The 12863-nt window shown below is 70.2% G+C and carries 17 protein-coding genes; 9 read left to right on the forward strand and 8 right to left on the reverse strand.

Going from position 1 to position 12863, the window contains the following annotated elements; genetic code table 11:
• Positions 1–53: 53 nt before the first annotated feature.
• Complete coding sequence (gene rpsU / locus ACK4YQ_RS02375) at positions 54–287, reverse strand: 30S ribosomal protein S21 (RefSeq protein WP_111275467.1); 234 nt, start codon at positions 285–287, stop codon at positions 54–56.
• A 174-nt stretch (positions 288–461) separates the two neighbouring features.
• On the opposite strand from rpsU, the gene ACK4YQ_RS02380 reads away from it, so the two are divergent.
• Positions 462–1106, forward strand: a complete 645-nt coding sequence (locus ACK4YQ_RS02380; protein ID WP_409607896.1) for a COQ9 family protein — start codon at positions 462–464, stop codon at positions 1104–1106.
• A gap of 12 nt (positions 1107–1118) precedes the next feature.
• Here ACK4YQ_RS02380 and ACK4YQ_RS02385 read toward each other — a convergent pair whose 3' ends face one another.
• Together ACK4YQ_RS02385 and purE are read right to left on the reverse strand one after the other, a co-directional pair.
• Positions 1119–2201 (reverse strand): 5-(carboxyamino)imidazole ribonucleotide synthase, encoded by a 1083-nt coding sequence (locus ACK4YQ_RS02385; protein ID WP_409607898.1) that lies wholly within the window; start codon positions 2199–2201, stop codon positions 1119–1121.
• A gap of 2 nt (positions 2202–2203) precedes the next feature.
• The gene (purE, locus tag ACK4YQ_RS02390; RefSeq protein ID WP_409607900.1) at positions 2204–2710 is read right to left on the reverse strand and encodes a 5-(carboxyamino)imidazole ribonucleotide mutase; all 507 of its coding nucleotides are present in this window, start codon (positions 2708–2710) and stop codon (positions 2204–2206) included.
• A gap of 112 nt (positions 2711–2822) precedes the next feature.
• Here purE and ACK4YQ_RS02395 point away from each other — a divergent pair, with 112 nt between their 5' ends.
• The gene (locus tag ACK4YQ_RS02395) at positions 2823–3539 is read left to right on the forward strand and encodes a GGDEF domain-containing protein (RefSeq protein WP_409607902.1); all 717 of its coding nucleotides are present in this window, start codon (positions 2823–2825) and stop codon (positions 3537–3539) included.
• A gap of 55 nt (positions 3540–3594) precedes the next feature.
• Here ACK4YQ_RS02395 and ald read toward each other — a convergent pair whose 3' ends face one another.
• Positions 3595–4710: an alanine dehydrogenase gene (ald, locus tag ACK4YQ_RS02400; RefSeq protein ID WP_409607904.1), complete on the reverse strand. Its 1116-nt coding sequence runs from the start codon at positions 4708–4710 to the stop codon at positions 3595–3597.
• A 133-nt stretch (positions 4711–4843) separates the two neighbouring features.
• Between ald and ACK4YQ_RS02405 the strand changes: the two genes are divergently transcribed.
• On the forward strand, positions 4844–5296 hold the full coding sequence (locus ACK4YQ_RS02405; protein WP_409607906.1) for an Lrp/AsnC family transcriptional regulator: 453 nt from the start codon (positions 4844–4846) through the stop codon (positions 5294–5296).
• Between the two features lie 12 nt (positions 5297–5308).
• On the opposite strand, the gene mtgA is transcribed toward ACK4YQ_RS02405, so the two are convergent.
• Positions 5309–6106, reverse strand: coding sequence for a monofunctional biosynthetic peptidoglycan transglycosylase (gene mtgA / locus ACK4YQ_RS02410; RefSeq protein WP_409607908.1), 798 nt, complete (start codon positions 6104–6106; stop codon positions 5309–5311).
• Between mtgA and ACK4YQ_RS02415 the strand changes: the two genes are divergently transcribed.
• Positions 6105–6767, forward strand: coding sequence for a nitroreductase (locus ACK4YQ_RS02415; protein WP_409607910.1), 663 nt, complete (start codon positions 6105–6107; stop codon positions 6765–6767). The two genes, mtgA and ACK4YQ_RS02415, sit on opposite strands and share 2 nt — an antisense overlap.
• Positions 6768–6782: 15 nt before the next feature.
• Here ACK4YQ_RS02415 and ACK4YQ_RS02420 read toward each other — a convergent pair whose 3' ends face one another.
• Together ACK4YQ_RS02420 and ACK4YQ_RS02425 are read right to left on the reverse strand one after the other, a co-directional pair.
• A complete protein-coding gene (locus ACK4YQ_RS02420; protein WP_409607912.1) occupies positions 6783–7244 on the reverse strand; it encodes a carboxymuconolactone decarboxylase family protein in 462 nt (153 codons plus the stop codon).
• A gap of 72 nt (positions 7245–7316) precedes the next feature.
• Positions 7317–8288 carry a WD40 repeat domain-containing protein gene (locus ACK4YQ_RS02425; protein WP_409607914.1) on the reverse strand — a complete coding sequence of 324 codons (972 nt, stop codon included), beginning with the start codon at positions 8286–8288 and terminating at the stop codon, positions 7317–7319.
• Positions 8289–8537: 249 nt separating this feature from the next.
• Between ACK4YQ_RS02425 and ACK4YQ_RS02430 the strand changes: the two genes are divergently transcribed.
• Positions 8538–8984, forward strand: a complete 447-nt coding sequence (locus ACK4YQ_RS02430; protein ID WP_409607916.1) for a biopolymer transporter ExbD — start codon at positions 8538–8540, stop codon at positions 8982–8984.
• A 78-nt stretch (positions 8985–9062) separates the two neighbouring features.
• On the opposite strand, the gene ACK4YQ_RS02435 is transcribed toward ACK4YQ_RS02430, so the two are convergent.
• Complete coding sequence (locus ACK4YQ_RS02435; RefSeq protein WP_409607918.1) at positions 9063–10124, reverse strand: CobW family GTP-binding protein; 1062 nt, start codon at positions 10122–10124, stop codon at positions 9063–9065.
• A gap of 118 nt (positions 10125–10242) precedes the next feature.
• Between ACK4YQ_RS02435 and ACK4YQ_RS02440 the strand changes: the two genes are divergently transcribed.
• The 4 genes from ACK4YQ_RS02440 to ACK4YQ_RS02455 all read left to right on the forward strand — a co-directional run bounded on the left by ACK4YQ_RS02440 (position 10243) and on the right by ACK4YQ_RS02455 (position 12855).
• Complete coding sequence (locus ACK4YQ_RS02440; RefSeq protein ID WP_409607920.1) at positions 10243–11175, forward strand: cation diffusion facilitator family transporter; 933 nt, start codon at positions 10243–10245, stop codon at positions 11173–11175.
• Positions 11176–11298: 123 nt separating this feature from the next.
• Complete coding sequence (gene rplU, locus ACK4YQ_RS02445; RefSeq protein ID WP_409607922.1) at positions 11299–11886, forward strand: 50S ribosomal protein L21; 588 nt, start codon at positions 11299–11301, stop codon at positions 11884–11886.
• A 30-nt stretch (positions 11887–11916) separates the two neighbouring features.
• Positions 11917–12186, forward strand: coding sequence for a 50S ribosomal protein L27 (gene rpmA / locus ACK4YQ_RS02450; protein ID WP_409607924.1), 270 nt, complete (start codon positions 11917–11919; stop codon positions 12184–12186).
• Positions 12187–12324: 138 nt separating this feature from the next.
• Positions 12325–12855, forward strand: coding sequence for a GNAT family N-acetyltransferase (locus ACK4YQ_RS02455; RefSeq protein ID WP_409607926.1), 531 nt, complete (start codon positions 12325–12327; stop codon positions 12853–12855).
• The last annotated feature ends 8 nt before the right edge of the window (positions 12856–12863 follow it).

Here is a 12863-nt window from a genome sequence, read left to right on the forward strand (position 1 = left end):
GGGCCGCGCGGTCGCCCGCACGGCCCCGAAATCCCTACAGATCCGCAGACGCCTTAACGCGAAGGCTTCTTCGGCGCCGCGATCAGCCCTTCGCGCTGGGCCCGCTTGCGGGCCAGCTTGCGCGCCCGGCGCACCGCTTCCGCCTTTTGGCGGGCGCGCTTCTCGGACGGCTTTTCATAGTGGACGTGGCGCTTCATCTCGCGGAACGAGCCCTCGCGCTGCATCTTCTTCTTGAGCGCCTTCAGGGCTTGGTCGACGTTGTTGTCGCGGACGAAAATCTGAACCAGGGGTCTCTCTCCTTTGGTCGCTCCCGCTCGGCCATCCGACCGGGGAGGCGGCGAGCGAACAAAAACAGGTGGCCCGGGGGCGAGGGCCTCCGGGTTTGGAAGCGGCGCTGATATCAGAATGCGGAGCCGATGTCCACGGCGAGACGGCGCGCGTTCAGCACGCTAGAATGCCTTATGACCGATGCCGACGCCTGGGCCGCAGAGGCCGAAGACCGCGTTCTGGACAAGGCGCTCGAGCTGGCGCCGACCATGGGCTGGACCCGCCTGACCGCCCGAGCCGCCGGTCGCGCCTGCGGCCTGACGCCCGCCGACGTGGAGCTGCTCATGCCCAACGGGGCGGCCGACCTGGCCGCCCTGCTGGCCCGCCGGCACGACGCCCGAGCCCTGGCGGCCCTTGGCGACGTCGATCCCCAGGCCCTGAAGGTGCGTGAGCGCGTCCGCGCGGCCCTGGCCGCGCGCATCGAGGCGGCGGCCGCCGACGGTCCGGCCGTGCGTCGCTGGGCCGGCTGGCTCGCCCTGCCCCACCACCTGCCCCTGGCCGCCCGGCTCCTGTGGGCCAGCGCAGACGCCCTGTGGCGCTGGGCCGGCGACACGGCCACCGACGAGAACCACTATTCCAAGCGCGCGATCCTCGGCGGCGTGCTGGCGGGCGCCCTGGCCATCCGCCTGCAGCAGGGGGAGGCCGCCGCCATGGCCTTCGTCGACGCGCGCATCGACAACGTCATGACCTTCGAGAAGTGGAAGGCGACCACCAGGCTTCGCCCGCAGGACGCCCTGCGCGACCTCGCCGTCGCCCTCGGCAAGCTGAGGTACGGATAGGCCCGGCGCGAGCTATTTCAGCGGGTGCAGCCGGTTGACGTGCCCCATCTTGCGACCCGCCTTCATCTCCCGCTTGCCGTAGAGGTGCAGACGGCTTTCCGGCTCGGCGGCCAGGGCCGCCCAGGCCGCAGCTTCCTCGCCCAGGAGATTGGTCATCTCCACCCGGTGGTGCGGCTCGGTGGGCCCGAGCGGCCAGCCGGCCACCGCGCGGACGTGCTGTTCGAACTGATCGACCTCGCAGCCGTCCTGGGTCCAGTGCCCGGTGTTGTGCACCCGGGGCGCAAGCTCGTTGACCAGCAGCCGGCCGCCCTTCAGCTCGAACAGCTCGATGCCGATCACCCCGACATAGTCCAGGCTGTTCAGGATCTGATGGGCGATGCGCTCGATCTGCTCGGCGGCCTTCCTGCTCACCTGCGCAGGCGCGGAGGTACGGCGCAGCACGCCGTTCTCATGATGGTTCTCGCCCGGCGGATAGATGGCGATCTCGCCGCCGCGGGCCCGCACCGCGATCACCGACAGCTCCCGCATGAAATCGGCCGGAGCCTCGACGATCACCGGGTCGCCGCCCAGGGCCGCGAAGGCGGCGGCGGCGTCGGCGAGGTGCTCCACCCACCTCTGTCCCTTGCCGTCATAGCCGTCGCGGCAGGTCTTCATCAGCGCCGGGACGCCGACCTGCGCCACCGCCTCGGCCGCGCCGGCCGCGTCGTGCGCCGCGGCGAAAGCGACGGTGGCCACCCCCGCCTCGTTGAGGAAGGTCTTTTCCGCCACCCGGTCCTGGGCGACCGCCAGGGCGCGGGCGCAGGGCGCGGTCTCCACGCCGAGTTCGGCCAGGGTCGCCACCGCCCGCGCCGGCACGTTCTCGAACTCGTAGGTGACCACGTCGCTCAGCTCGGCCAGCCGAGCCAGGGCGGACGGGTCGTCATAGGCGCCGACGACGGCGTGCGCAGCCACCCGCGCGGCTGGCGAGTCCGCCTCCGGCTCCAGCACCGCCACATCGAACCCCAGACGCGCGGCGGCCAAGGCCAGCATTCGGCCGAGCTGCCCCCCGCCGAGGACGCCGATCACCGAGCCGGGGGGAAGCGGAAAGGCGGTCATGGTCAGGCGTCTTCCACCGATTGGGGCACCGAGTCGGCCTGGCGGGCGCGATGCGCAGCCAGCCGCTCGGCCAGGTCCGGATCGTTGAGGGCAAGGATCTGGGCGGCCAGCAGGCCCGCATTGCGCGCCCCGGCCTCGCCGATGGCCAGCGCCCCCACGGGAATCCCGCCGGGCATCTGCACGATCGACAGAAGCGAATCCATGCCCTTCAGCGCCTTGGATTCCACGGGAACCCCCAGCACCGGGAGCTCGGTCATCGAGGCCGTCATGCCGGGCAGGTGGGCTGCGCCGCCAGCGCCGGCGATGATCACCTTCACGCCAGCGGCCTTGGCTCCCTTGGCGAAGGCGTACATCCGGTCCGGGGTGCGGTGAGCGGAAATCACCTTAGCCTCATAGGCCACGCCCAAGGCGTCGAGGCTCTCGGCGGCGGCGCGCATCGTGGGCCAGTCGGAGCGGCTGCCCATGATGATGGCGACGGGCGCGGCCGGACCGCTCGCTGAATTGGCCATCGTGTCGGAGCCCCTGCGAAGAAAGGCGCGGAGTATAGGCGCCGCCTTTGCGCCCGCAACCGAGGAAAGATAGGGTTAACGGTGGTTTCGGTCGGGGGCGATTCGAACGGCCATGAAGATCAGCGGCGCACGCAACCAGCCGTTTTCCGACATCCGGCGCCGGGCCCTGGCCAAGGCTGCGGCCGGCGTGCCCGTTCCGCCCGGCTCGGCGGACAAGGCCGCCTTCCTCGGATTGGCGGAGACCGACCTGACGCCGCCCGTGCGCAGCGCCGTCCAGACCCTCCTCACCGAGATCGACGACCTGCGCAGCGAGGTCGGCCGGCTGAAGGCGAGGCTCGCCGAGGTGGAGGGCCTGGCCGACCGGGACCCGCTCACGCCCCTGCTCAACCGCCGGGCCCTGGTGCGCGAGCTTGGCCGCATCCGCACCTTCGCCGCCCGCTACGGCTCGCCCGCCAGCCTGATCTACTTCGACCTCGACGGCTTCAAGCTGGTCAACGACCGCTTCGGCCACGCCGCCGGCGACGCGGCCCTCAAGGCCGTGGCCGAGCGCCTGAGCGCCCAGGTGCGCGAGAGCGACATCGTCGGGCGCATGGGCGGAGACGAGTTCGCCGTGATCCTGGCTCAGGCCGACCATGCGGCGGCCGAGGCCAAGGGCCAGGCCCTGGCCCGCGCCATCGAGGCCCAGCCGATCACCTTCGGCGACTGGTCGGCGCCCCTGCACATCTCCTACGGCGTCTGCGAAATCACGCCGGACCGCGCGCCCGAGGACGTCGTGGCCGAAGCCGACCAGGCCATGTTCGTCCGCAAGCGCGAGCGCCGCGCCCCCTGAGCCCGCGGGCCAGCCCCCGGGGACGTCCGCGAACGGGGCGGTCTCGGCGCGCCGGTCAGGCCTTCCAGATGCCGAACGGGTCGGCGAAGGGCTTGCCGAGGGCCTCGGCGACCGCGGGATGGGTGACCTTGCCGTTCAGCACGTTGAGCCCGCGGGCCAGATGAACGTCCGCCTTCAGGGCGTCCAGGCCCTTGTCGGCCAAGGCCAGGCCGAACGGCAGGGTGGCGTTGCCCAGGGCCTCCGAGGAGGTGCGCGGCGCCGCGCCCGGCATGTTGGCCACGCAGTAGTGCACCACGCCGTCGATCACATAGGTCGGCTCGGCATGGGTGGTCGGCCGGCTCGTCTCGAAACAGCCGCCCTGGTCGATGGAGACGTCCACCAGCACCGAACCCGGCTTCATGTGCTGCAGGTGCTCGCGGCGGACCAGCTTGGGCGCCGCGGCGCCCGCGGTCAGCACCGCGCCGATCACCACGTCGGCCTTCAGCACCTCTTCCTCGACGGCCGCGAAGGTCGAATAGCGGGTCAGGATCCGGCCCTGGTAGAGGTCGTCCAGTTCGCGCATCCGCGGGATCGAACGCTCCAGCACCACGACCTCGGCCCCGAGCCCTGCGGCCATGCGCGCGGCGTTGGAGCCCACCACCCCGCCGCCCAGCACGGCGACCCGGGCCGGAGGAACGCCGGGAACCCCGCACAGCAGCAGGCCCATGCCGCCGTTGTGCTTGAGCAGGGTTTCCGCCGCCGAGAAAACGGCGATGCGGCCGGCCACTTCAGACATGGGCGCCAGCAGCGGCAGGCCGCCCCGGGCGTCGGTCACCGTCTCGTAGGCCACCGCCGCGCAGCCGGAGGCCAGCAGCCCCTCGGTCTGGGCCGGATCGGGCGCCAGGTGCAGATAGGTGAAGAGGATGTGATCGGTGGTCAGCCGGGCCCATTCGACGGCCTGCGGCTCCTTCACCTTCACGATCATCTGGGCCTGGGCGAACACCGCCTCCGCATCGGGCGCGATCTGCGCGCCGGCGCGCTCATAGACCTCGTCGGCGTAGCCTGCGCCCTGGCCGGCGCCGGACTGCACCAGCACCTGGTGGCCGTGGGCCACGTATTCGCGCACGGCGATGGGGGTGAGACCGACGCGATGCTCGCCCGGCTTGATTTCAGTAGGAACGCCGACGCGCATGAAGGGACCTCCCAAAGGCTGATCTGCAGATATAAGCGCAGCGGGCGCGTGGCTTCCCGGCTGGATTCACGGAGGAATATTCCTATGCTGCAGCTTTCCCGCGCCGCACCCGCGAAGCATGGTGGAAAGCTGCATGGACCAGTTCGACTGGAAGATTATCGCCCATCTTCGCCAGAACGGGCGCGCCAGCTACGTCGAGCTGTCCCAGGCCGTTCACATGTCCGAGACCACGTGCCAGCGGCGAGTCCGCGCCCTGGAGGACGCCGGCGTGATTTCCGGCTATGCGGCGCAGATCGACGAGCGGGCGCTCGGCCTGTCGCTGAGCGTCTTCGTCACGGTCACCCTGGCCTCCCAGGCCGAAGCGGCGCTGAGCGCGTTCGAGGCGGCGATCTGCGAGGTCAAGGAAGTGGCCGAATGCCACCTGATGACCGGCGGCGCCGATTATCTCCTGCGCCTGGCGGTGCGCGACGTCGACGACCTGGAACGCGTGCACTCCAAGGTCCTCACGCGCATTCCGGGGGTGGAGCGCATCTCCTCAAGCCTGGCCATGCGCACGGTCGTGCGGCGGACCGCGCTGCCCGTCTGAACGGGCCGGCGGCTATTCCAGGACGCAGGAGGCCAGGCCGTCGCGGCGCACCGCGCCGGCCGCGCGGGTGATCTTGCCCGAGCGCTTGCGCACATAGGGGCCCGGCTTGGCCGCCTTCCACTTCAGCGGGCTGGGCAGGATCGCCGCCAGCCGCGCGGCCTGGGCTGCGGTGAGCTTGTCGGCGCCGACCCCGAAGTTCTTCTGCGCCGCCGCTTCCGCGCCGTAGACGCCGGGGCCCCACTCGATGGAGTTCAGATAGACCTCCATGATCCGCCGCTTGCCCCACAGGACTTCGATCAGGACGGTGAAATAGGCTTCCAGCCCCTTGCGGACATAGGAGCGGTCCGGCCACAGGAACACGTTCTTGGCGGTCTGCTGGCTGATGGTCGAGCCGCCGCGCAGCTTCTTGCCCTTGGCGTTGGACTCCATCGCCTTCTCGATCGCCTCCAGATCAAAGCCGTGGTGCTGGCAGAAGCGAGCGTCTTCGGCGGCGATGACCGCGCGGACCAGCTTGGGCGAGATCTCGTCGATCGGCCGCCAGCGGCGGTCGAAGCCCTTGCCCTCGAACAGCCGCTCGATCATCAGCCAGGTGATCGGCGGGGGCACGAAGCGGTAGAGCGCCGTCACGGTCACGGGGCCGACCAGGCCGAAGATCAGGACGAGCGTCAGGGCCAGCCTGAAGAGCCGTCCGAACGTTCCGCCTTTCGAAGCCTTGCGGGCCAAGTCGACGCCCCTTGCCGTGACCTTAGGGACAGGTGCTAGCCGTGACCGAAGATTCCGTCCAGATGACCCGATGAGGCGCCCCCGCATGAACGTGACCGACGCCGTCGCCGCCCGCATTTCCATCCGCGCCTTCAAGCCGGACCCTGTGCCGGGCCCGCTGGTGCGCGAAATCCTGGAGGCCGCGGCGCGCGCGCCTTCGGGCGGCAACCTCCAGCCCTGGCGGGTCTATGCGCTCGCCGGCGCCCCGCTGGACGCGCTCAAGGCGGCGGTGGCCGCCAATCCCATGGGCGAGCCGCCGGAGTATGACGTCTATCCGCCGAACCTGTGGGATCCGCTGCGCACCCGCCGCTTCGAATGCGGCGAGGATCTCTACGCGACCATCGGCGTTCCGCGGGAGGACAAGCCGGCGCGCCTTCGCCAGCTGGCGAAGAACGGCGAGCTGTTCGGCGCCCCGGTGGGGCTGTTCTTCTGCATCGACCGGCGCTGCGGGCCGCCGCAGTGGTCCGACGTCGGCATGTACATGCAGACGGTCATGCTGCTGGCGACAGAGCGGGGCCTGGACACCTGCGCCCAGGAATACTGGGCGCGCTATCCGAAGACGGTGGCCCGGGCCGTCGGCCTGCCCGACGATCACATGCTGTTTTCCGGAATGGCCCTGGGCTGGCGCGATCCCGACGCGCCAATCAACACCCTTCGCACCCGCCGCGACCCCTTCGAGGCCTGGGGCGAGATGAATGGATTCGATTGACGCGCCGGGCCGGCCTCAGGCGGCCTCTGCCGTCAGCGGGGGATGCGCCGCGCGGAGCCCGACCTGCAGGCGGTTCCAGGTGTTGATCGCGCCGATCGCCAGGGTCAGGTTGACCTGCTCGGCTTCGCTGAACTCGGCCGCCAGGGCCGCGTAGTCCTCGTCCGGCGCCCCGGTTTCGGCCACCCGGGTCAGCGCCTCGGTCCAGCCCAGCGCGGCGCGCTCGCGCCGAGAATAGAGCGAGGATTCGCGCCAGGCGTTCAGCATGTAGAGGCGCATCTCGCCCTCGCCTGCCTTGCGCGCATCGGAGGCGTGCATATGGATGCAGAAGGCGCAGCCGTTGATCTGGGACGCCCGCATCTTCACCAGCTCGAGCAGACTGTGCTCCAGGCCGCTGTCGGCCAGGGCGGCTTCAAGGGCGAACATGGCCTTCATCGCGGCCGGGGCGAGCTTTTGCGGTTGGGTCAGGCGAGGGGTCATGGGGAGGATCCGTCTGCGTGTGGATGACACGACAAGGACGCGCCGGCCGCCGGCCCTGTGACACCCTAGGCGTCAGACCTGAGAGTCGGCCACGCCCGCCCCGCCGTCCTCGTCGCCCCAGGCCACCCGTTTGCCGTCCCTGGACAGCGCCAGGGCGGTGATCGGCGGCCCCTTCTCGGCCTTCACCTCGGCGATCTTCTGCCCGGTCAGGTCGCAGGCCCACACCCGCCCGTCGTCGAGGCCGGCGGCGACGATCGATCCCGCCGGCATGGCCGCGACCCGGGCGACGAGGGCGCTTTCGTCGAATCCCACCTCGGCCGCCTGCTTGCCCATCGGCCCGGTGGAGCCGGAGAACGGCCAGACCACAAGGCCGTTGGCGCCGGACGTCGCCAGCAGCTGGCCCTTGGACATGAAGACGAGGCTCTTCACCTTTGAGGGGTAGCCCCCCATCCGCATGTTCTTCTCGTCGGCCACCCGCCAGCCGTGCAGCTGGTTCTCCTGCATCGACGACATCAGGAACTTGCCGTCCGGGCTCCAGGCCACCGCGATGTGGCTGCCCGCCCATTCGAGCACCACCGGCTTCTGCTCGGCGATGCGCGCGTACCAGAGCCAGGCGCCGCCGTAGGTGGCCGCCGCGACTCGCCGGCCCTTGGGATCGAAGGCGAGACCGGCGACCGACTTCTCGTGGAGGAAGACCCGGGCGAAGGCCGCATCGGCCGCGTCGCGCACGTGCAGCTCGCGCCCGGCGGCGAAGGCGATCAGTCCCGACTCGGCGCTGGCCTCCACCGCTTCGATCCAGCGGCCGGGGACCTCGGCGATGGTCTCGGCGCCCGACGGGCGCGACCAGACGACGCGGCCGTCGTCGCCCCCGGTGACTACGCCTTCACCCCTGGGATGCAGGCACGCGGCGAGCACCGCCCCATCGTGGGCTTCCACCGCCGCGCCGTCCTCGAAGCGCACCGTGCCGTCGCCCAGAGCGAAGGCGGCCTTGCCGGAACGGTCGAAAAGGGCGGCGGAGACATAGGCGTCGAAGTCGTTGGTCATGCGCGAGCCCATAGCGCATCCGGGCGCGCAGGCAACCACCGTGGAGAACGAACGTCGGTCTTGGAAAAAGGGCGCCGCCGCCCAAGAATCGGTCGCCTCGGCGCCGCTGAACCGGGCCGGCGCCGGATGGGCGATCCGGATGAGGCGAGCGCCGTCACGTTCGGGCTTTACTTTCCCGAAACGACAGGCGAATGGTCTGCCGACGAGCGCGGGCCGTCCATCGACGGGCCCCTAGGGAAGGAATTGCATATGGGTGCGAAGCTGGGCGGCGGAGGCGGGAAGAACAAGTTCGACCTCGGCCAGAACAGCGACATCAACGTGACGCCCTTCGTGGACGTCATGCTGGTGCTCCTCATCATTTTCATGGTGGCGATCCCCGCCGCGACGGTGTCGATCAAGCTCGACCTGCCTCCGGCCATTCCGCCGCCGCCCGGCACGAAGGTGAAGGAGCCGATCCTGGTGAACATCCAGCAGGGCGGCGAACTCTACATCGGCGAGCAGGCGACCAGCCTCGACCGGCTGACCGGCGACCTGTCCGTCGTGCTGACCCAGGAAGACCCGGCTACGCCGCCGACCGAGCAGCGCGTCTACATCCGCGCCGACCGGACCGTGCGCTACGGCGACTTCATGGCCGTAATGAACAACCTGCAGGAAAACGGCTTCTATCAGGTGGCCCTGATCAACGAAGAGCTCTGAGCCCTTCGTCCTTGCAGACAGACAAGCCCGCCCGGGTTTCCCTGGGCGGGCTTTTCTTTTGGCCGTCGCGGGGCCGCCTCAGGCGGCGCAGGCCTCGAAGCCCTGGCGCAGCGCCGCCTCGTCCAGGTTGCGGCCGATGAAGACCAGACGGCTGTAGCGGGGCTCGCCCTCGCGCCACTCGCGTTGGAAGTCGCCCTCCAGGATCATGTGCACGGCCTGGAAGACGAGGCGCCGGTTCTCTCCGGCGACGTCGAGGATCCCCTTGGCCCGCAGGATGTCCGGCCCCTGGGCCTGCAGCACGTTGTTCAGCCACTGGGTCACGCGGCCGCCGTCGATGGGCTTGTCCAGCGTCAGCGAAATCCCGCGGATGCCCGCCTCGGCCACGTGGTCATGGTGGTGGTGGCCGTGATCATGGTGATGGTGGCCATGATCGTGGTCGTGGTGCTCGCAGTGCTCGTCGTGCACGTGGCCGGGCTCGCCGTGGGCCGGGTTGAGGAATTCCGGCTGCAGTTCGGTGATGCGGCCCAGGTCGAAGCCGCCACGCCCCAGGATCGCCTCCAGCGGCACGTTCGAACGCTGCGCCCGATGGATCGGGGCCAGCGGGTTGAGCCTGCGGATCTGCGCCTCCACCGAGGCGAGGTCCGCCTCGGAGACCAGGTCGGTCTTGTTCAGGATGATCTGGTCGGCGAAGGCGATCTGCTCGACCGCCTCCTTGGAATCGGCCAGCCGCAGGGGCAGGTGCTTGGCGTCGACCACCGTGGTCACGCTGTCGAGCTCGGCCTTGGCCCGCACGTCGTCGTCGACGAAGAAGGTCTGGGCCACCGGCCCGGGGTCGGCCAGGCCCGTGGTCTCGACGATGATCGCGTCGAACTTGCCCTTGCGCCGCATCAGCCCGGACAGCACGCGGATCAGGTCGCCCCGGACCGTGCAGCAGACGCAGCCGTTGTTCATCTCGAACACTTCCTCGTCGGCGCCGACGATGAGGTCGTTGTCGATGCCCACCTCGCCGAACTCGTTGACGATGACGGCGTAGCGCTTGCCGTGGTCCTCCGAGAGGATGCGGTTCAGCAGGGTGGTCTTGCCGGCGCCGAGATAGCCGGTGAGGACGGTGACGGGGGTCTTGTCGGTCATGACGCCCATCTAGTCATTGGCGGGCGCTTAGGGAACAGGTCTTGCCGCCATACCCGCGGAACGCGCGCCTTGACCCTGCGTTCTGTTATAGAATAACGCTGGTTTCCCCACCGCCCTGCGAGACCTCGTGACCGCCGCCAATCCCCGAGAGGCCCTCGACGCCGAGACCCTCGACGCCTTCCGCACGGACCGATCGTACCTGGGCGCCGACCATCGGCGGAACGAGCGGCGCACCCGCGTGGTGGCGGCGATCTGCGTCCTCAGCCTTGCGCTGCAGGTGGCCGGAGGGCTGGCGTTCAACTCCATGGCCCTGCTGGCCGGGGGGCTGCACATGGCCGGCCATGTCGCCGCCCTGGTGGTGGCCGCCGGCGCCTACGGCCTGGCCCGCCGCTTCGCCGCCGACCCCCGCTTCGCCTTCGGGACGGGCAAGATCGGCTATCTCGCCGCCTTCGCCAACGCCGTGGTCCTCGGCGTCACCGCCGTGGTGGTCCTGGCCGAGAGCGTCGAGCGGATCGCCGCCCCCCACGAGGTGGGCTACCACGCCGCCCTCCCCCTGGCCGGCGCGAGCCTGGCCATCAACCTGCTCTGCGCCTGGCTGTTGCGGCCGGCGCCGCGGGCGCACGACCACGACGAGTTCGGCGACCTGAACCTGAACGTCGCCCACCTTCACCTGACCGCCGACGCGGCGGTCGCCGTCCTGGCGATCCTGGGCCTCGGCGCCGGCGAGCTGCTCGGGTGGACCTGGGCCGACCCGGCGGCGGGTCTGCTCGGCGCCCTGCTCATCGCCCAGTTCGCCCTGACGTTGATGCGGCGGGCCGGCGGCGTGCTGCTGGACATGAACCCCAGCCCGGCCCTGGCCTCGGAGATCCGCCGGCGGATGCAGGAGGCCGGCGGCCGGGTGCTCGATCTGCACCTCTGGCGCCTTGGTCCGGGGCACCACGCCGTCATCCTGGTGGTGGCCGGCGACGGGGCCGGATCGCCGCAGGACTATCGCGCGCGGCTGGCGGGACTTCCCGGCCTAAGCCACGTGACGATCGAAGTGCGGCCGAAAGGCGTCTGACGCCTGCTGGCGCGTTGACTCAAGCCTCGGCCTCTGTATAACCGCGCCTCTCGTCCGCGGGACCGCTCGCGGGCGCAATCTATTTTGCGGCGACGCAATCACTTAAGAACCAAGGCGCGAACGATGTACGCGGTGATCAAGACCGGCGGCAAACAGTACCGAGTTAAGGCCGGCGATCTGCTCGTGGTCGAAAAGCTCGACGGCGAGCCGGGCGCGAATGTGGCCTTCGGCGAAGTGCTGATGCTGGGCGAGGGCGAGGCGGTGACGCTGGGCGCCCCCACCGTTGAAGGCGCCAGCGTCAGCGCCACCCTGATCGAGACCCGCAAGGGCGAGAAGGTGAAGATCTTCAAGAAGATCCGCCGCCAGGGCTATCGCCGCACCCGCGGCCACCGCCAGACCGAGTCGGTGCTGCGCGTCACCGCCATCGAAGGCGCCGGCAAGTCCGAGAAGTGGGACGGGACCGTCGACCTGACGCCGAAGGCCGTGCTCGACGCCCGCGCCCGCAACCTGAAGATCGACGCGCCTGCTCCGCTCGCGGCGCCGGCGGCCAAGCCGGCGAAGGCCGCCGACGCCGAGGCCGCTCCGGCCGAGGCCAAGCCCGCCAAGAAGGCGGCTGCGCCCAAGGCTGCGGCGCCCAAGGCCGAGGCCGGTGAGAAGAAGGCTGCGCCGAAGAAGGCCGCGGCCAAGAAGACGGAGAAGGACGCCGAGTAAGGCGTCCGCAGCAGGATCTAGGAGAGCGCTATGGCTCACAAGAAATCGGGCGGCTCCTCGCGCAACGGGCGCGACTCTGCGGGCCGCCGTCTCGGCGTGAAGAAGTTCGGCGGCGAAGCGGTCGTCCCGGGCAACATCATCATCCGTCAGCGCGGGACCAAGTTCTACGCCGGCGACAACGTCGGCATGGGCAAGGACCATACCCTCTTCGCGACCGCCGCCGGCGCCGTGAAGTTCGTCACCAAGCGCGACGACCGAACCTATGTTACGGTGGTTCCGGAAGTGGTGGCGGCCGAATAAGGCGAAACCTCCATTCCCCGGTTTCGCCCTGACGCAATCAGGCAAACCGGACATGAGACCAAGCGGGGGGTCCGGTTCGCCGGGCTCCCCGCTTTGTTTTTGGGCCTGGCGTCGCGCGCCGGGCCAGGAGGAGACGAGATGGCCCGTCCAGCGGCCTCGCCTGTCGTCGAAACCCCGCGGCTGCGGCTGCGCCCGCCGTGCGCCGCGGACGCCCGTCGTCTGGCGGAGCTCGCCAACGACTTCGACATCGCGCGCATGACCGGCTCCATGCCGCACCCCTATGGCCTGGACGACGCCCATGCCTTCCTCGAACGCGTGGGTACGGACGATCCGGCCAGTCACGCCGAGTTCGCCATCGAGCTCGACGGCGACCTGATCGGCATGCTCGGCTTCCACCCCATGGAAAGCGCGCGCTGCGAGCTGGGCTACTGGCTGGGCCGCGCCTACTGGGGCCGAGGCTACGCCACCGAAGCGGTCGACGGCGCCCTGGCATGGGCCAGCCGCGACTGGCGCCGCCGCTACGTCATGGCCCGGCACTTTTCCGACAATCCCGCGTCGGGCGAGGTTCTGTGCAAGGCCGGCTTCCTCTACACCGGCGAAGTGACGCTCACCCACTCGCGCGCGCGGGGGCAGGCCGCCGCCAGCCGCACCCTGGTCTGGCTGGCCTGACGTGCCCG

This window comes from Phenylobacterium sp., assembly GCF_046291545.1.
GTDB lineage: Bacteria > Pseudomonadota > Alphaproteobacteria > Caulobacterales > Caulobacteraceae > Phenylobacterium.